Origin of the sequence: Alcanivorax sediminis (assembly GCF_009601165.1) — a bacterium.
Taxonomy (GTDB): Bacteria; Pseudomonadota; Gammaproteobacteria; order Pseudomonadales; family Alcanivoracaceae; genus Alcanivorax; species Alcanivorax sediminis.
The window spans coordinates 98,262-116,058 of sequence record NZ_WIRE01000004.1; the positions used below are offsets into that span (position 1 = coordinate 98,262).

General features: G+C 58.3%; 19 protein-coding genes and 1 other RNA gene. 16 read left to right on the forward strand and 4 right to left on the reverse strand.

Annotation, left to right across the window (positions count from 1 at the left end):
- Positions 1-11: 11 nt before the first annotated feature.
- The 6 genes from rpsI to GFN93_RS17060 all read left to right on the forward strand — a co-directional run bounded on the left by rpsI (position 12) and on the right by GFN93_RS17060 (position 4,283).
- Entirely contained in the window at positions 12-407 is a 396-nt protein-coding gene (gene rpsI / locus GFN93_RS17035; RefSeq protein ID WP_035231610.1) for a 30S ribosomal protein S9, read from the forward strand.
- 214 nt (positions 408-621) lie between these two features.
- Positions 622-1,209, forward strand: coding sequence for a ubiquinol-cytochrome c reductase iron-sulfur subunit (gene petA / locus GFN93_RS17040; protein WP_153502497.1), 588 nt, complete (start codon positions 622-624; stop codon positions 1,207-1,209).
- Positions 1,206-2,489 carry a cytochrome b gene (locus GFN93_RS17045; RefSeq protein ID WP_153502498.1) on the forward strand — a complete coding sequence of 428 codons (1,284 nt, stop codon included), beginning with the start codon at positions 1,206-1,208 and terminating at the stop codon, positions 2,487-2,489. The genes petA and GFN93_RS17045 overlap by 4 nt, the downstream gene beginning before the upstream one ends.
- The gene (locus tag GFN93_RS17050) at positions 2,489-3,145 is read left to right on the forward strand and encodes a cytochrome c1 (protein WP_153502499.1); all 657 of its coding nucleotides are present in this window, start codon (positions 2,489-2,491) and stop codon (positions 3,143-3,145) included. Before GFN93_RS17045 ends, GFN93_RS17050 begins: the two co-directional genes overlap by 1 nt.
- 95 nt (positions 3,146-3,240) lie before the next feature.
- Entirely contained in the window at positions 3,241-3,879 is a 639-nt protein-coding gene (gene sspA, locus GFN93_RS17055) for a stringent starvation protein SspA (RefSeq protein WP_153502500.1), read from the forward strand.
- Complete coding sequence (locus tag GFN93_RS17060) at positions 3,879-4,283, forward strand: ClpXP protease specificity-enhancing factor (RefSeq protein WP_194285844.1); 405 nt, start codon at positions 3,879-3,881, stop codon at positions 4,281-4,283. Before sspA ends, GFN93_RS17060 begins: the two co-directional genes overlap by 1 nt.
- A gap of 89 nt (positions 4,284-4,372) precedes the next feature.
- On the opposite strand, the gene GFN93_RS17065 is transcribed toward GFN93_RS17060, so the two are convergent.
- Genes GFN93_RS17065 through GFN93_RS17080 form a run of 4 tightly spaced genes read right to left on the reverse strand, consistent with a single transcriptional unit; the run spans position 4,373 to position 7,826 of the window.
- On the reverse strand, positions 4,373-4,951 hold the full coding sequence (locus tag GFN93_RS17065) for a BON domain-containing protein (protein WP_153502502.1): 579 nt from the start codon (positions 4,949-4,951) through the stop codon (positions 4,373-4,375).
- A gap of 5 nt (positions 4,952-4,956) precedes the next feature.
- Entirely contained in the window at positions 4,957-5,544 is a 588-nt protein-coding gene (locus tag GFN93_RS17070) for a phosphoheptose isomerase (protein ID WP_153502503.1), read from the reverse strand.
- Between the two features lie 39 nt (positions 5,545-5,583).
- The gene (locus tag GFN93_RS17075; RefSeq protein WP_153502504.1) at positions 5,584-5,961 is read right to left on the reverse strand and encodes a YraN family protein; all 378 of its coding nucleotides are present in this window, start codon (positions 5,959-5,961) and stop codon (positions 5,584-5,586) included.
- Positions 5,961-7,826, reverse strand: a complete 1,866-nt coding sequence (locus tag GFN93_RS17080) for a penicillin-binding protein activator (protein WP_153502505.1) — start codon at positions 7,824-7,826, stop codon at positions 5,961-5,963. The genes GFN93_RS17075 and GFN93_RS17080 overlap by 1 nt, the downstream gene beginning before the upstream one ends.
- A gap of 90 nt (positions 7,827-7,916) precedes the next feature.
- Between GFN93_RS17080 and rsmI the strand changes: the two genes are divergently transcribed.
- The 10 genes from rsmI (at position 7,917) to mraY (ending at position 17,787) form a co-directional block, all read left to right on the forward strand.
- A complete protein-coding gene (rsmI, locus tag GFN93_RS17085; protein WP_153502506.1) occupies positions 7,917-8,747 on the forward strand; it encodes a 16S rRNA (cytidine(1402)-2'-O)-methyltransferase in 831 nt (276 codons plus the stop codon).
- A gap of 162 nt (positions 8,748-8,909) precedes the next feature.
- An RNA gene (gene rnpB / locus GFN93_RS17090) (RNase P RNA component class A) lies at positions 8,910-9,287 on the forward strand.
- Between the two features lie 96 nt (positions 9,288-9,383).
- Positions 9,384-10,166 carry an oxygen-binding di-iron domain-containing protein gene (locus tag GFN93_RS17095; RefSeq protein WP_153502507.1) on the forward strand — a complete coding sequence of 261 codons (783 nt, stop codon included), beginning with the start codon at positions 9,384-9,386 and terminating at the stop codon, positions 10,164-10,166.
- A 349-nt stretch (positions 10,167-10,515) separates the two neighbouring features.
- Positions 10,516-10,956, forward strand: coding sequence for a division/cell wall cluster transcriptional repressor MraZ (mraZ, locus tag GFN93_RS17100; protein WP_328594858.1), 441 nt, complete (start codon positions 10,516-10,518; stop codon positions 10,954-10,956).
- The gene (gene rsmH, locus GFN93_RS17105) at positions 10,956-11,894 is read left to right on the forward strand and encodes a 16S rRNA (cytosine(1402)-N(4))-methyltransferase RsmH (RefSeq protein WP_153502508.1); all 939 of its coding nucleotides are present in this window, start codon (positions 10,956-10,958) and stop codon (positions 11,892-11,894) included. The genes mraZ and rsmH overlap by 1 nt, the downstream gene beginning before the upstream one ends.
- Complete coding sequence (gene ftsL / locus GFN93_RS17110) at positions 11,891-12,157, forward strand: cell division protein FtsL (RefSeq protein WP_328594860.1); 267 nt, start codon at positions 11,891-11,893, stop codon at positions 12,155-12,157. Before rsmH ends, ftsL begins: the two co-directional genes overlap by 4 nt.
- The gene (locus tag GFN93_RS17115) at positions 12,154-13,875 is read left to right on the forward strand and encodes a peptidoglycan D,D-transpeptidase FtsI family protein (RefSeq protein ID WP_153502509.1); all 1,722 of its coding nucleotides are present in this window, start codon (positions 12,154-12,156) and stop codon (positions 13,873-13,875) included. The genes ftsL and GFN93_RS17115 overlap by 4 nt, the downstream gene beginning before the upstream one ends.
- Positions 13,872-15,350, forward strand: coding sequence for a UDP-N-acetylmuramoyl-L-alanyl-D-glutamate--2,6-diaminopimelate ligase (locus tag GFN93_RS17120; RefSeq protein ID WP_153502510.1), 1,479 nt, complete (start codon positions 13,872-13,874; stop codon positions 15,348-15,350). Before GFN93_RS17115 ends, GFN93_RS17120 begins: the two co-directional genes overlap by 4 nt.
- Positions 15,347-16,705: a UDP-N-acetylmuramoyl-tripeptide--D-alanyl-D-alanine ligase gene (locus GFN93_RS17125; protein ID WP_153502511.1), complete on the forward strand. Its 1,359-nt coding sequence runs from the start codon at positions 15,347-15,349 to the stop codon at positions 16,703-16,705. The genes GFN93_RS17120 and GFN93_RS17125 overlap by 4 nt, the downstream gene beginning before the upstream one ends.
- On the forward strand, positions 16,705-17,787 hold the full coding sequence (gene mraY, locus GFN93_RS17130) for a phospho-N-acetylmuramoyl-pentapeptide-transferase (RefSeq protein ID WP_153502512.1): 1,083 nt from the start codon (positions 16,705-16,707) through the stop codon (positions 17,785-17,787). The genes GFN93_RS17125 and mraY overlap by 1 nt, the downstream gene beginning before the upstream one ends.
- Positions 17,788-17,797: the final 10 nt, after the last annotated feature.

The window sequence follows — 17,797 nt, forward strand, 5'->3', positions numbered from 1 at the left end:
GGTTTTAGACGATGGCAACTGTAGAAACCAACTACGGCACCGGTCGCCGCAAGACCTCTTCCGCACGCGTATTTCTGCGTGCTGGCAGCGGCAAGATCACCGTTAATGGTCGTCCGCTGGATGTGTATTTCGGTCGCAAAACCAACCAGATGGTTGTTCGTCAGCCGCTGGAACTGGTAGAAGCCACTGACAAGTTTGATGTGCTGGTTACCGTTAGCGGTGGCGGCAACAATGGTCAGGCTGGCGCCATCCGTCACGGTATTACCCGTGCGCTGATGGAATACGATGGTGAGCTGCGTGGTCAGCTGCGTCGTGCCGGTTATGTGACTCGTGATGCTCGTGAAGTAGAACGTAAGAAGGTTGGTCTGCGTAAGGCGCGTCGTCGTCCGCAGTTCTCCAAGCGTTGATACTTCCGGTCAATCGGTTCACAAAAAAGCCCAGCAATGCTGGGCTTTTTTGTGTCTAAATCAGGCGTTTAGGGTGTGTCGTTACGGAATAACCGGTTGTCAGGTGTGGGCTTTTTCTTTACCATTTGCGCCGCCTTACTCCGCCCGTAGCACGAGGATGAGCCTCGTGTCCCGGACAAACCCCGAGCGTGGGATCTGAGGGGAGAATAACTCAATGAGCAACGACGGCGTAAATAGCAGCCGCCGCACGTTTTTGATCGGCCTGACCTCGGCAATTGGTGCTGCAGGTGCGGTCGGTGTGGCTGTTCCATTCGTAAAATCCTGGCAACCCAGCGCCAAGGCCAAGAATGCCGGAGCTCCGGTGAAGATCGACATTGGCAAGCTGGAATCCGGTCAGCGTGTGGTCGAGGAATGGCGAGGTCAGCCCATCTGGGTTGTGCGTCGTACCGAAGACATGCTTGGCACTCTTTCCAAGCTGGACGAGAATCTTCGTGACCCCGCGTCCGAAGCCGATCAACAGCCGGAGTATGCCAGGAACGAATGGCGTTCCATCAAGAAAGAATACCTGGTGCTGGTGGGCACCTGTACCCACCTGGGTTGTTCTCCCTTGTTTGAGCAGCAGCCTACCGTGGAACTGGAATTTGGCGGCTTCTTCTGCCCCTGTCACGGTTCCAAATTCGACCTGGCTGGCCGCGTTTACAAGAGCGTGCCGGCGCCGACCAACCTGGTGGTTCCGCCTCACTCTTACCTGAGCGAATCCGTCGTCATTGTTGGCTCTGAAGAAGGGGAGACCAAGGCATGATGGGAATGGTGAATCGCGTGATTGACTGGGTAGATGCGCGTCTACCCGTGGTTGACGCCTACAAGCGTCACATGTCCGAATACTACGCACCGAAGAACTTCAACTTCTGGTACTACTTTGGCGTGCTTTCCATCGTGGTACTGGTCAACCAGCTGCTCACCGGTATCTGGCTGACCATGTTCTTCTCTCCCAATGAAGGCTTTGCTTCCGTTGAATACATCATGCGTGATGTGGAGTGGGGCTGGCTGATCCGATACATGCACGCTGTGGGCGCTTCTGCGTTCTTCGCCGTAGTGTATCTGCACATGTTCCGTGGCCTCATGTACGGCTCCTACAAGCCGCCGCGCGAGCTGGTGTGGATCTTCGGTATGCTGATCTATCTGGCCCTGATGGCGGAAGGCTTCCTGGGTTACGTACTGCCATGGGGCAACATGTCCTACTGGGGTGCCCAGGTGATCATTTCCCTGGCAGGTGCGATTCCGTTCGAGCTGTTGCCTGGCATCAGCCCGGCAGATGCCAAGGAAATTGGTGAAGGCCTGACCACCTGGGTGCGTGGTGACTACCTGCTTTCCACCGCCACGGTGAACAAGTTCTTCGCGCTGCACGTTGTGGCCATTCCGATTGTGCTGCTGGCCCTGGTGGTTCTGCACATTCTGGCGCTGCATGAAGTGGGTTCCAACAACCCTGACGGCGTGGAAATCAAGAAGAACAAGGATGAAAACGGTATCCCGGTCGACGGCATTCCGTTCCACCCCTACTACACCGTGAAGGATCTGCCGGGCGTCATCGTCTTCCTGATGATTTTCGCTGTGGTGATTTTCTTCTTCCCGGATGGTGGTGGTTATCTGCTGGAAAAGCCGAACTTCGAACCGGCTAACCCGCTGAAGACTCCGGATCATATCGCGCCGGTATGGTACTACGGTCCGTACTACGCCATGCTACGTGCCACAACCATTGATTTCATCATGTCTTCCAAGGCCTGGGGTCTGGTTGCCATGGGTGGTGCCATCGTGATCCTGTTTGTGATTCCGTGGCTGGATCGTCACCCGGTGAAATCCATTCGTTATCGCGGTATCTGGAGCAAGGTGTTCATGGCGATCTTCGTTCTGGACTTCCTGATGCTGGGCTATTTCGGTACCCAGCCGGCGACTCCGGGCAAAACCATGATGGCGCAGTTCGGCACGATTTATTACTTCAGCTACTTCCTGCTGATCATGCCGTTCGTTCACAAGTTTGAAAAATCCAAGCCGGTTCCGGAACGGGTAACAGGGGGTCACTGATGAAGAAACTCGCAGTCATTCTTTTCAGCTGCCTGCCTCTGGTCGCCTTTGCGGCTGGCGGTGGTAACAATGAATACGTGGTAAAGGCCCCGGTCAATCTGCAAGACAAGGTGAGCCTGCAGAATGGTGCCAAGCTGTTCGTCAACTACTGCATGGGCTGTCATAGCCTGCAGTACATGCGCTACAGCCGCATGGCCGAAGATCTGGGCATTTCCGAAGAGCTGGTCATGGCTAACCTGAATTTCGCCACCGAGAAGTTTGGCGATCAGATGGAAAATGCCATGCCGGAAGCGGCAGCCAAGAAGTGGTTTGGAACGGCTCCGCCGGATCTGACCATGGTGACCCGCCTGCGTGACTCTGATTGGGTGTATTCTTACCTGATCAACTTCTATGAAGATGAGTCTCGTCCGTTCGGTTACAACAACCATGTGTTCCCGAATGTGGGCATGCCCCACGTGATGGCGGGTCTGGAAGCTGATCTGGGCGAAGATGAGTTCAAGGAAGCCATGGGTGATATCACCAACTTCCTGACTTATACCGCTGAGCCGGTACGTCTCGAGCGTGAGCGTCTGGGTGTCTATGTGCTGATATTCCTGGGCATCCTGCTGATCCCGGCCTACCTGCTCAAGAAAGAATACTGGAAAGACGTACACTGATCCGTCAGCAACGTCCTTTTCCAGAGATGAACAGGGTACCCGCGCAAGCGGTTACCCTGTTTCTGTTATAGATCACAAGTGGAGATGACTCGACAATGGGTGTGGTGACCAAGCGTTCCTCAATGACTTTTTTCTCTTCCCCGGAAGATCATTACAGCCACCGTGTCCGTATCGTGCTGGCTGAAAAAGGGGTCACGGTAGACATTGTTGATGTGGACAGCAGCAACAAGCCAGAAGACCTGGCCTCGCTGAACCCGTACAACGAAGTGCCCACTCTGGTTGATCGTGAGCTGACCCTGTATCAGTCCGCGGTGATCATGGAGTATCTGGATGAGCGTTTCCCGCATCCGCCGTTGCTGCCAGTATACCCGGTAGCCCGTGCCCAGAGCCGTCTGCTGATCCACCGTATCGAGCGTGACTGGTGTGGTCATGTGGATGCGATCCTGGCTGGCGAAGAGAAGGAAGCCAGCCTGACCAAGCGTCGTAAGGAGTTGCGTGAGGCAATCCTGGCCTGCGCGCCGATCTTCAGCGAGCTGCCATACTTCATGAGCGAAGAGTTCACCCTGGTGGATTGTGTAGTGGGTCCGATTCTTTGGCGGCTGCCTGCCATGGGTGTCGAGCTGCCGGCCAAGCAGGCCAAGCCGTTGCTGGATTACGCTGAGCGCTTGTTCGATCGCGACGCTTTCCAGGCAAGCCTGACAGACGCTGAACGCGAACTTCGTAATCCGCTCTGATGGCTGAAATGACCTCCAATCGCCCGTATCTGATACGGGCGATTCACGAGTGGATCTGCGATAACGGCCTGACCACGCATATGGCGGTCAATGCGGTGTATCCCGGCGTGGAAGTGCCGCAGGATTTTGTTCAGGATGGCCAGATCGTGCTGAATATTGCCCCCCGGGCGGTGACCAACTTTGTGGCGGGTAACGATGAAATCGCGTTTTCTGCCCGCTTCGGCGGTGTGCCCATGTCGATCCGGGTACCGGTGAATGCGGTGGTTGCCATTTTTGCACGTGAAAATGGTCAGGGGATGGCCTTTGATCCTGTGGATCCACCGGAGCCTCCCTCAACGCCGCCCGAGCCGGAAAAGAAAGAGGATGGCAAAGGCAAGGTCAGTCATTTGAAAGTCGTGAAATAGACGCAGCATGCTTCGCGTCGCACGTAACATGAAAAAGCCCGCTCATTGAGCGGGCTTTTTTTGTGAAGCGTGTTGATGGCACATGGCGCCTAGTCGATATACTCGATGATCTTGACGATTTTCTGTACTCCGTACACCCGCTGCGCCTGACTCACTGCGGCGTCGGCTTCCGCATGGGTAAGCAGTCCCATCAGATAGACCACGCCATTTTCGGTGACCACCTTGGTGCGCCAGCCGGGGGCTTCGCCATTCACGAACAAGCGGCTCTTGACCTTGCTGGTAAGCCAGCTGTCGTTGGTGCGGGCCAGGAAAGAGCTGCCGCCGGCCACTTCCAGTTCGTTGTGCACATGGCGAACGTGGCGTACCTGGGATGCAATGTTTCCTGCCTGGCTTTTCAGGTCTTCAGTGGGCACCTGGCCGGCGAGCAACACGTTGCCATTGAAGCTGACTACCACGATGCGAGACTGGTCAAGCTCATCGCTGGCGCGAGAAATATTGATGGCTACCTTGCGTTCAATGCTGCCATCTTCCCAGAAGGCGCCGAAGGTGCGGGAGCCATGATCCTGATCGGTGGGCTGGTCAGACATGCCCTTGGTCAGCGCCACACAGCCTGAGAGGCCCAGGCAGGCAGCCAACAGGGCGTACAGCAGGGAATCACGAATACGCATGCGGCTTACTGGCCTCCAAAGAGTTGCTGGTCGATGTGATCACAGAGGGCATGGATGACCAGCAGGTGAACTTCCTGAATTCGTGCGGTGGATGTGGCGGGTACCCGGATCTCGATATCGTCCGGGCCGTAAAGGTTCACCATCTCGCCGCCTTCCTTGCCGGTCATGGCGACCACGCGCATTTCCCGGTCGTGGGCGGCCTGAATGGCCTGGATCACATTGCCGGAGTTGCCGCTGGTGGAGATGGCGAGCAGGATGTCCCCGCTGGCGCCAAGCGCGCGCACCTGCTTGGAAAAGATTTCGTTGTAGCTGTAGTCGTTGGCGATGGACGTCAGCGTTGAGGAATCCGTGGTCAAGGCAATAGCCGGCAGGGCGGGGCGTTCCATTTCGAAGCGGTTAAGCAGCTCGGAGGAAAAGTGCTGGGCATCACCGGCGGAACCGCCGTTACCGCAAGTGAGGATCTTGCCACCATTGAGCAGGCACTCAACCATCGCCTGGCCTGCCGCCGCAATGACACTGGGCAGGACTTCGCCGGCCTTGGCCTTGGTTTCAATACTTTCGGCAAACAGTTGCCGGATTCGGTCCACGCTCATAAATACCTCAACTGGTCTTGTCTCTACGCAGGCTACAGCTTATTCGCTGTAGAACGCATTTTGTATCCATTGATAACTGACAGAACCGTTATTGTCCGGTTCCATGCCAATCACATCAAAGCGACAGGGGCGCTGTTGATGTGCGGGGTGTTTGGCCAGAAAGTGTCTGGCAGCCTGAATCAGGCGATGTTGCTTGTGATGATCCACCGAGGCGAGGGCGCCACCATGGCTCCGGTTCTGGCGCCAGCGCACTTCGACAAAGACCAGGGTGTCCTGGTCCTGCATGACCAGATCAATCTCTCCCTGACGACAGCGATAGTTGCGGGTGACCAGCGCAAGCCCCTTGCGTACGAGCCACTGCTCGGCAGCGGCTTCAGCCTGATCGCCCCGCGCCTTGCGGCGCGTCAGAAACGGCATTACTGGGCGGACAGACTGTTGGAAGGGTTGGCGACCTGCGGCATGGCCTTGGCCTCACCGCGCATGAATACCGCCCAGTCCAGCCGTCGAACCACCTGCTGGTTTCGCATCTGCAGGCGACCGGTGGCACCGGGCAGCTCGCTTGAAGGCAGAGTATTGAGCAGATACAGGCGACTCTGCAGGCGATAGGCATCGATGCCCATGGCGTACAGGCGCTCGTAGCGACCGTGGCCATCCGGCCATTGTTCTGCGGCAACCTTGTGCAGGTCGCTGCTCTGGTCACCGATAATCCAGGGCATATCCACAAAACGGATGCCATTGAGATCCTGATCGCGACGCGGATTGGATTCACCGCTATAGATCAGCGAAGTGGAATACACCGGCAGATCCTTGGCGAAATGGAAATTGAGAGCGGGTTTGACCTGGCGTCCCTGGTTGGGGTTGGCAATCAGGAACAGGAAATCCATGTCCTGACGACGTCGAGGTTCAATGTCCATGTCCAGGTTGGTGAAACGGCTCACTTCCTTGCCGCGTGCCTCGCTCTGGGCGACCAGCAACAGTTCTTCCACAGTTTCACCAATGTCGGGGCCTTCCTGGTAGGCGCGACTCACGGTGACGGTGCCGTGCAGGTTTTGCCATTCTTCGGCGAACGCCTGGGCGACACGTTCGCCCCAGTCGCCCTTGGGATAAAGGATGCCGGCCTGGTTGCTGCCTTCACGAACGCCCTGACGGGCAATCTGGCGGGCTTCATCCTCCGGGGCCAGACCAAACTGGAAAAAGTTTTCCGGTACCTGGTCAGTCTCGATGTAGTTCAACGCCAGGGTGGTGACGGGAAGGGTGCCCTGGGCAGCAATGGTGGCTGCTTTTTCCTTTGATAAAGGGCCCAGCACGAAATCTGCGCCATCATTAATGGCTTGCTGATACACCGCCAGAATATTATCCGGGCCGGAGTCGTAGAATCGCAGGGTCGGGCTCAGGCTGTTCTGCTTCTGCTGATAGTGGGCTGTCATGATGCCCTCCTGCAGCGTCTTGCCTACATTTTGCAGTGGGCCGCTGGTGGGCAGCAGGATAGCCACCTGACTGGGGCGATGGCTGGCGGCTTCCTTCAGGGCATCCAGCATGGCTGGCACATCAGAGATGGCCGGGTGGGTGCGCCATTGGGCGCTCCACTGGTCCAGCCGTGATACCTGGGCGTCAAGGTCGGCAATCGGGTCGCGGTAGAGTTGTGCCAGGGTGAGCCAGCCACGCAGGTCGCCGCTGCTGGATTGAATGGCGCTCGCCAGTTCCTGCGGTGACAACTGCATCAGCAGTTGCCAGATCATTTCGTGGTTGTAGTCCTGATCCTGATCGTTAAGCAGCGGGTGAGCGGCAACCCGTTGTTGCAGGCTGTCGATCAGTTGCCCTTCCATGGCCAGGGCATCGGCGCGTAACAGGTCCAGTTGCGCCTGTTGTTCCACAGGGTATTGCTGGATTTCTTCCTGGTAACGATTCAGCAGCTCTACTGCCGGTGCTGCATTTTGCTGGGCAAGGGCGGCACGGCCACTGAGCAGAATCCACTGAAAGCGCTTTTCGGTAGTCAGTGAAGCGGGACTCAGATCGGCCAGTAACTGTTCGGCATCCTCCGGACGCTGTTGCTGCAGATATTCAGCTGCCCATGCCAGGGTCAAGTTGATGCGAAACTCCGGCGTTGCCTGGGCGTTTATTTGGGCGCGCGCAACTGACAACGATTCCGGCGCCTTGTCCATACCGCGGGTTTGCTCCACGGGCAGGGTTGCGGGTTGGCCTGTGCCGGTTGGGGTGGTGCTACAGCTTGCGAGTGCAAAGGTGGCGACCAGTGCAATCCAGTATGCCTTCTTGAAATCCATGGCGAGAGTCGTATTACCAGAATGGAGCGGCTATTGTAGGCGCTTCGTAGTAGGGTCTCCAGCGGCCAGCCATAAGGAAGTTCGACAATTATGAACTCTGTCTTGTATGTAGTGAGTACACCCATCGGGAATCTGGACGATATTTCCCGTCGCGCCATTTCCGTGCTGGAAGAGGTGGACTGGGTGGCGGCAGAGGATACGCGGCATAGCCAGCGTTTGCTGGATCAGTTGGGTTTGCGCAAGCGCATGATTAGTTGTCACGATCACAATGAAAATCAACGCAGTGCAGAGCTGGTTGCGCGAATGCAAAATGGTGAAAAAGGTGCGTTGATCAGTGATGCCGGCACACCGTTGGTGAGTGATCCGGGCTATCGGTTGGTGCGAGCCTGTCAGGATGCGGGCGTTCAGGTGGTGCCGGTGCCGGGGGCCTCCGCTTTGCTGGCGGCATTGGCCGCAGCGGGCCAGCCTTCGGATCGATTTGTGTTTGAAGGTTTCATTCCTTCAAAAGGGGCGCCCCGTCAGCAAGTCATTGAGCGACTGGCTGCAGCGGATGTCACCAGCATTATTTACGAGGCACCACACCGTGTACTTTCCTTCCTGGAGGCGCTGCGAGAGGTGGTCTCGGCAGAGCGGGAAATCACCCTGTGCCGTGAGCTGACAAAACAGTTTGAAACCATCCGTCGTGGGCCGGTGGCTGAACTGTGCGACTGGGTGGCCGGCGACAGCAACCAGCAGCGTGGTGAACTGGTGCTGATCCTGTCTCCGTCTGAATTGGCAGCAGGCTGGAGCGACAAGGACCAGGCGTTGGCCAAGCTGCTGCTGGCCGAACTCCCTGCGTCCCGGGCCGCCAAGATTCTGGCAGCGCATACGGGGATGAAACGGCAGGAGGTTTATGCACTGTTAGAGGCAATGAATAATTAATAATGAATAGTGAATAGTTCGCGAACTGGCCTGTTTGGTCTTCAGGCGCATGAGGCCGCGTCCAGCGATTGGGTGCGGCCTCATGCGTTTCTGGCCCAGAAAAGCGTCGTCGTGCCGCTATTAACTGTTCACTGTTCACTGTTAACTGATTACACTCGCCCCCGGATCGGTCAGACAGTCGCTGGCAGCGCCCTTCTTTGAAGGGACTGCTGGAGGAAAGTCCGGGCTCCGCAGGGCAGGGTGCCAGGTAACGCCTGGGGGCCTCACTGGCGACGGTGAGGCTACGGCTAGTGCCACAGAGAAGATACCGCCCGTTCCTTCTTCGGAGGGTTCAGGTAAGGGTGAAAAGGTGCGGTAAGAGCGCACCGCGCCGCTGGTAACAGTGGTGGCAGGGTAAACCCCACCCGGAGCAAGACCAAATAGGGATCCAATGGCGTGGCCCGCGCTGGATCCGGGTAGGTTGCTAGAGGCTGATGGCGACGTCAGTCCCAGATGAATGACTGTCCACGACAGAACCCGGCTTATCGACCGGTCCACCTAATGCTCAGCCGCCTTGATGTGTATCAAGGTGTTATCAGTCTAAATGACTAGACTGCACTCCCCCGCTAACGGGATTCCCTGCCGGAGAGTGCGCGCATGTCCCAGATCGACACCCTTTATAGCCGTGATGATCATGAGGTGCTTCGCTTTGCCGATCTGGTGACGGGGGAAGGCGTGCAGGCTAACCAGTTCTGCATTCGCCATGGTCAGCGAGCCGCCTTGATTGATCCGGGTGGTGATCTGACCTTTACTCCGCTCAATATTGCCCTCAGTCGGCTGATCAAGCTGGAGAACCTTGAATACATCCTCGCATCCCACCAGGATCCGGACATTATTGCGTCCTTGCCGCGCTGGCTGATGCATACCCCTTGTCAGGTTGTGGTTAGTCGTCTCTGGTCACGATTTCTGCCGCATCTGGCTTCCAGTTACGAGATCAGCCGGATGGGGGATCAGTTGCAGGCGCGCATTCAGGGCGTGGGGGATCAGGGGGCGGTCTTGCCGTTTGGTAACGATAGCCTGTGGGTGTTGCCTGCCCACTTTCTGCATTCGGTGGGTAATTTCAGTTTCTACGATCCGGTCAGTCGCATCCTGTTTTCCGGGGATGTGGGCGCCTCTCTTGGTGGTGAGGAGGGCGAGGTGACGGATTTCAATGAGCATGTGCACAGCATGGCCGGTTTCCATCGCCGCTATATGGCCAGCAACCGGGCTTGCCGCCTGTGGGCGGGGATGGTGCGCAAGCTTAATCCTGCCATGATTGTGCCTCAGCATGGAGGGTATTTTGTCGGCGAGCAGGTGGGTCGCTTCCTGGACTGGTTTGCGGGTCTGGAGTGCGGTGTTGACCTGATGTCAGAGGCCGATTTCCGCATTCCGGCAGCTTGAAGTGATTTTTGAAATAAAAAGCGCGGTTAGTAATAACTAATTTGTCTAACACTTAAAGTGCTTTCTCATCAGCGTGCCCCAGCACTCTGATTCGTCTCGAAACTCCCTCCGTTGATCACCTCCCATTTTCATGAATGGGTGCCTTTGTGTGCCCTAACAGACTGATTTGTCTAGGAATTCTTTTACGTTTATGCAGCCGGGTTTGCTTGACTTGGGCTTCGCTGTGGCCCTAGAGTGTCTCATTGTGGTGAAAAGTGGGAAAAAGTGGGTTTTTGAGTGCGGCAAGTGTCGCCAAGTGGGTCAAGGCCCGCGGGCAGGAACCACCTAACCAAGAGACAGAGGACGGCCAGTGTTTACTGGGAGCACATCACTCAATCTGGATGCCAAGGGGCGGCTGACCATGCCGACCCGGTACCGCGCTTCGTTGATCGAAGCCTGCGGCGGCCAGCTTGTGCTTACCCGTCACCCCTTTGACGAATGTCTGGCGCTCTATCCGCGTCACGAGTTCACCGAAACCGCCAACAAGCTGTCTGCCCAGCGGGATTCCAACCCTCATGTGCGTCAGCTCAAGCGTCGTTTTCTTGGCCAGGCGGTAGAAATCGAAATGGACAGCAATGGCCGACTGCTGGTGCCGCCGGAATTGCGTGCGGCCATTGGTCTTGAAAAGCAGGCCATGCTGATCGGTCAGATGCACCGCTTTGAAATCTGGACAGCAGAAAGCTGGTCAGAAGAAGACAGCATCCTGGATCCGGAAGCCTTGCCGGACAGCGTGCAGGAGTTGTCTTTCTGATGACCGACACAGGGAAGCAGTACGAACACCTGCCAGTGTTGCTGGAGGAGGTACTGGAAATGTGGTTTAGCCGTAGTGACGGTTTTTACGTGGATGGCACCTTCGGGCGGGGTGGTCATAGCCGTGCGCTGCTGGCAAAGCTGGATGCAGAGGGTCGCCTGACCGGTATTGATCGTGACCCCCTGGCCATTGCCGAGGGTGAAAAGCTGGCAAGCGAAGATAGCCGTTTCCAGATCAAAGCCAGCCGCTTTGATTGCCTGCCTGAGGTGGTAGCGGAGCAGGGCCGGCCGATTGATGGTCTGCTGCTGGATCTGGGGGTGTCTTCCCCGCAGCTGGATGATGCCGGCCGCGGTTTCAGTTTCCTGCGTGACGGCCCGCTGGACATGCGCATGGATCCCACTTCGGGTGAAAGTGCTGCGGACTGGCTGGCGCGGGCAGAAGAGAAGGAGATTGCGGATGTGTTGTATCGCTATGGCGAGGAGCGCAAGTCGCGCTGGATTGCCAAGCGCATCTGCGAGACCCGGAAGGAACAACCGATCACCCGAACCTTGCAGCTGGCTGACCTGATCGAGTCGGTGCTGGGGCGGAGTGAGCCGGGCAAGCATCCGGCCACGCGCAGCTTTCAGGCGTTGAGAATACATATAAACGGGGAACTGGATGCGCTGACAGAAGTGCTGGAACAGTCCCTGGAGACGCTCGCCATCGGCGGGCGTCTCGCCATTATCAGCTTCCATTCTCTGGAAGACCGGATCGTGAAGCTGTTCATTCGCGATCATTCCGGCCGGGCTCCGAAAGGGCGCGGTGGCTTGCCGTTGGGTGATGAAATGCCGCAGCGGCTGGAGCCGATTGGCAAGGCAATCCGCGCCGGCAAGGCGGAGCTGAAAGTGAATGTCCGCTCGCGCAGTGCTGTATTGCGAGTGGCGGAGAAAGTGGCGTGACCGCGCCGTGGGCAATTCGCGGTCTGGTGGTGCTGATTGCGCTGTCCGCCCTGGCGGTCAGTTACAGCGTACATCAGGCTCGCCGCCTCACCGACGAGAGCCAGAAACTGCAGCAGCAACAGACCCGCCTGGAAAGTCAGTGGAGTCAATTGTTGCTGGAGCACAGCACCTGGGGCAGTTATGCCCGGGTGGAGCGCCTGGCACGTGAAAAGCTGGGCATGAAGTTACCGAAAACTGATGAGCGAGTGCTGATTCGACCATGAAGAACCGGGTCCGCAAGACACGGCAACCTAACCTCCGGACACGCTGGCGCTTTGTGCTGGGGTTCTGGGCGGTGTGTGCCTGTCTGTTGGTGGCCCGGGCTGTGGATCTGCAAGTGATTCAGCACGACTTCCTCGCGCATCAGGGCGATATTCGCAATCTGCGCGTGGAGCCGCTGGCCGCGCACCGCGGTGTGATCCGTGATCGGGCAGGGCGCCCGCTGGCTGTGAGCACCCCGGTGATTACGCTCTGGGCTAACCCCCGTGAAGCACTGGCCCATCAGGATGCCTGGACGCGCCTTGGCAACAATGGCGTGATCAGTCAGAAGGAGTTTGCCAAGAAAGTTCGTCGTCACGAGAACCGCGAATTCGTTTATCTGGAGCGGGGTCTGGCACCGGAAACGGCCAAAAAGGTGCTGGATCTGGATGTCCCCGGCATCCATTCGCTCACCGAGTACCGCCGCTACTATCCGGCCGGTGAAGTGTCCAGCCATGTGGTTGGCTTTACCAATATCGATGACGAGGGCCAGGAGGGCACCGAGCTGGCCATGGATGCCGCGCTCGAAGGTCACAGTGGTCGCAAGAAGGTGGTCCGTGATCTGCTGGGCCGTGTGATTCAGGATATTGAGGTTCTCAAACCTGCAGAGCCGGGCGAAGATGTCACCCTCAGCATCGATCTGCGCCTGCAGTATCTGGCCTATCGTGAGCTGCTGGCGGCAGTGCAGAAGCACAAGGCACGTGGTGGCAGTGCGGTGGTGGTTGATGCGCATACCGGTGAAGTGCTGGCTATGGTCAACCAGCCTGCCTACAACCCGAACAACCGCGGCAACATGGATGCTGCGGCACTACGTAATCGCGCGGTCACTGACTTGTTCGAGCCGGGCTCCACTATGAAGCCCTTTACGGTGGCGGCGGCACTGGAAATGGGGATGGTGACACCCTCCACCACCATCAATACCCATCCAGGCACTCTGCGAGTGGGTACCAAGACCATTCGCGATCACCGTGACTACGGCATCATCGACATTACCACCGTGCTGACCAAGAGCTCCAACGTGGGCACCAGCAAGCTTGCGCTGGCCATGGATCAGCAGGCGCTGCCAGATTATCTGGAGCGTTTCGGCTTTGGCCAGGCCACAGGTATTGCCTTCCCGGGTGAGAGCGACGGTCTGTTGCCGCTGCGCAGCAAGTGGCGCGATGTGGAGCGTGCGGCACTGTCTTACGGTTACGGTTTGAGTGTGTCTGCGGTCCAGTTGGCCCAGGCTTATGCGGTGATTGCCAACGATGGCAAGAAAGTGCCTCTGACTCTCAAGAAGGTCACGGGTGTGCCGCAGGGTGAGCAGGTTATCGGTGAGGAAACCGCGCGTCAGCTGGTGCAGATGCTGGAAACCGTGGTCAGCCGTGAAGGGACGGCCAGCCGGGCCCAGGTGCCGGGTTATCAGGTGGCCGGTAAGACCGGTACCGTACACAAGGTCGTCTCCGGTGGTTATGCCGATGACAACTACATTGGTCTGTTTGCTGGTCTGGCGCCGGCAACGGATCCGCGCATCGTTACTGTGGTGGTCATCGATGACCCTCGCGGCGATGCCTACTATGGTGGTCTGGTCGCCGCACCGGCATTTTCCAACATCATGAGCGGGGTGCTGCGAACCCTGCACGTGCCACCGGATCGGCCCGAGGGGCTGCTGGCGGGCGCGCCGGACACGGAGGATCGTTCATGATGAGCCTCCAGCAATTGCTGCCCAATCTGAACCTGCCTGCCAACGTGGCAGGTATCGTCGTTTCTGGCCTGCAGTTGGACAGTCGTCAGGTGCAGGCGGGTCAGGCCTTTGTCGCGGTGCCTGGTGTGGCCAGCGATGGCCGACATTATGTGGCGCAGGCGGTGGCGGCGGGTGCCGCTGCGGTGCTGGCCGATGCCGAGCAGGGGCCGTTCACTGTCAGCTACGAACAGCAGGTGCCCTGTGTGCATGTGCCGGAGTTGGCCGGGCAGGTTGGTGATGTGGCTGCGCGCTGGTTTAACGAGCCGGCGGCGCATATGGCGCTGACGGGAGTAACCGGCACCAATGGCAAGACCAGCATTACCTGGTTCCTGCGCGATGCGCTCAATGCACTGGGCAACCGTTGTGCCCTTGTCGGCACCCTCGGTGTCGGGCTCAAGGGTGAGGAGCAGCACACCGGTCATACCACCCCGGATCCGATTACCCTGCAGGCGGCCCTGGCCAGCGCCCGCGATGCCGGTGCGAATTGCGTGGCGATGGAAGTGTCCTCCCATGCGCTTGATCAGAAGCGGCTGGGCAACACTCCGGTGACGACGGCAGTATTCAGTAACCTGAGCCGTGATCATCTGGATTACCACGGTGACATGGAGTCCTATCTGGCGGCCAAGTCAGTGCTGTTTTCACGCCCGGGTGTGCGTCTGGCCGTGATCAACTGTGACGACCATGCCTCGAATTCCTTGCTGAGCTGTCTGGCAGATGGCGTTCGCTGTGTCACCTTTGGTGGCCAGCAAGGTGCCACCGTACGTTGTGAAAAGGTGGCATACGATACCCATGGCATGCACGCCACCCTGAATGTGGCCGGCGAAGCCGTCAATGTGGCTCTGCCGTTGTTTGGTCCGTTCAATCTCAGCAACCTGATGGCGGTGGCTGCCATCCTGCATGGTCAGGGTGTGGAGAACGCGATGCTTGGCAAGGCGTTGTCAGCAGTGACACCCGTGCCGGGACGGATGGAACCGGTGAGCGCCGCGCAGGGTCCCACCGTGATCGTGGATTATGCCCACACCCCGGATGGCCTTGAGAAAGCTCTGCAGGCCTGCCGTGCGCACTTCGACGGCAAGCTCTATTGCATTGTCGGTTGCGGCGGCGACCGGGATACCGGCAAGCGCCCATTGATGGCGAAAGCCGCTGAAGCGCTGGCGGATGTTGTGGTGTTGACCAGTGACAACCCGCGCAGTGAAAACCCGCAAACGATTATTGAACAGATGCAGGCCGGATTGACTCATCCCGAAAGTGCCATGGCCATCGTGGAACGTGCCGACGCGGTGGTCGATACCGTGCGTCGTGCCGCCGCCGGCGACGTGATTCTGCTGGCAGGTAAAGGTCACGAGGATTACCAGGAAATCAATGGCGTTCGTTACCCCAGTGATGATCGCGAGCTGGCGCGTAACGCCTTGGCCGCGCTGGGAGGTGACCAATGATGTGGTTGTCCCAGATCGTCCAGTGGACCGGCGGAGAGCTGGTGGGTGATGACGTGCAGATCAATGCCGTGGTGACGGATACCCGCGCCATGACGCCTGGCTGTCTGTTTGTGGCGCTCAAGGGCGAGCGTTTTGATGCTCATGATTTTCTCGCCCAGGCAGCAGCCGAGGGTGCAGTAGCGGCGCTGGTCGATCGCGATCAGTCGGCATTTGCCAATGCGGTGAAGGTCGACGATACCCGCCATGGCTTGGGCAAACTGGCCAGTGGCTATGCTGACCAGTTTACCGCGGATCGCATGGCGGTCACCGGCAATGCCGGCAAGACCACGGTAAAGGAAATGGCCGCAGCCATGCTGGGTGCCGATACCCTGGCCACCGCAGGCAACTTCAACAATGACATCGGTGTGCCGCTGACACTATTGCGGCTGCGTGCCGAGCACCGCTATGCGGTGATCGAACTGGGTGCCAATGCGCCCGGTGAAATTGCCTGGACCAGTGCGTTGGCCAAGCCCCGTGTGGTGCTGGTCACCAATGTGACCGGAGCGCATCTGGAAGGCTTTGGTTCCATGCAGGGCATTGCCAATGCCAAGGCGGAAATCTTTGGCGGCTGTCAGTCCGGAGGTCAGGCAATCATCAATGCGGATGACAGTTTTGCCGATTTCTTTGCCGGTGAAGCGGAAAAAGCCGGGCTTCAGGTGATGCGCATCAGCACTCGTGAAGCGGCAGACCTTTATGCCGAGCAGATTGTCCTGCAGCAGGACAAGGTGACCTTTGTTCTTCAGCCTTCCGGGCACACTGTCACCGTGCCACTGGCCGGTGCCCATCAGGTCAACAATGCGCTGATGGCGATTGCCGCTGTTCGTGCTCTGGGCGTGTCCCTGGATGACGCCTTGCCGAGGCTTGAGCACCTCAAGCCTGTACCAGGTCGTATGAACCTGCATTCGGTAGACAAGGGCTTGCTGGTGGACGACACCTACAACGCCAACCCCGGCTCCGTGCGCGCCGCCATTGATTGGCTGGCCGCTCAGCCGGCCCCGCGGATGCTGGTGCTGGGTGCCATGGGCGAACTGGGCCCACAGGCGGAAACACTGGTGGAAGAACTGGGCGGCTATGCCCGCGAAAAAGGTCTGGACCAGCTGGTGGTCATGCGCGGCGCGCAAACGGCGGCCACAGGCTTTGGTGATGGAGCGAACATCGCCGACGACCATCAACAGGCGGTGGATTGGAGTGCCCCGGTGCTGCAAGCAGGCGGCACCGTGTTGGTGAAAGGTTCGCGCACGGCCGGAATGGAAGTGGTAGTGAAGCGACTGACACAGGGTGAAAGCCCGAACACACAGAATGAGGGGGCTCACTGATGCTGCTCTGGCTGGCCGAATACCTGGCCCAATACTACAGCGGATTCCTGGTTTTCCAGTACATCACCCTGCGCGGCATTCTCAGTGTGCTGACAGCACTGTTCATCGCCTTCTGGGTGGGGCCGATCATGATTCGCCTGCTGCAGGAAAAGCAGGTGGGCCAGGCGATCCGGGATGATGGCCCGAAGAGTCATTTGAGCAAGGCCGGCACCCCGACCATGGGGGGCGCCTTGATCCTGGTTGCCATCGTGATTTCCACTCTGCTGTGGGCGGATCTGAGCAACCGTTTTGTATGGATCACCATGGGTGTGCTGTTCATCTTCGGTGCTGTGGGTTGGGTCGATGACTGGCGCAAGGTGGTGGAAAAGAACCCCCGTGGCCTGCCGGCACGCTGGAAGTACCTGTGGTTGTCCGTGGGCTCTTTTGGTGCTGCTTTCGCGTTGTATTTCACCGCGCAGAGCCCGGCAGAAACCCAGTTGATCGTCCCGTTCTTCAAGAGCGTGGCCATCAATATGGGCTGGTTCTACATCATCCTGACTTACTTCGTGATCAACGGTACCAGTAACGCGGTGAACCTCACCGATGGTCTGGACGGCCTCGCCATCATGCCTACCGTGCTGGTGGGCGGCGCGCTGGGCATCTTTGCCTATGCCGGCGGGCATACCGAGTTTGCCACCTATCTGCAGATCCCCTATGTGGCTGGCGCGGGTGAACTGGTGATTATTTCCGCTGCCCTGTGTGGTGCGGGTCTTGGTTTCCTGTGGTTCAACGCTTACCCCGCCCAGGTGTTCATGGGAGATGTGGGGGCGCTGGCGTTGGGTGCGGTGCTGGGTGTGATGGCGGTGATTGTCCGGCAGGAGATCGTGCTGTTCATCATGGGCGGTGTGTTCGTGATGGAAACCGTGTCAGTGATGCTGCAGGTGGGCTCGTTCAAGCTCACTGGCCGACGCATTTTTCGCATGGCGCCGATCCATCATCACTTCGAACTGAAAGGTTGGCCGGAACCGAAAATCATCGTTCGGTTCTGGATTATCACTGTAATTCTCGTACTGGTGGGTCTGGCGACCCTGAAGATTCGATAAGGAACTGACT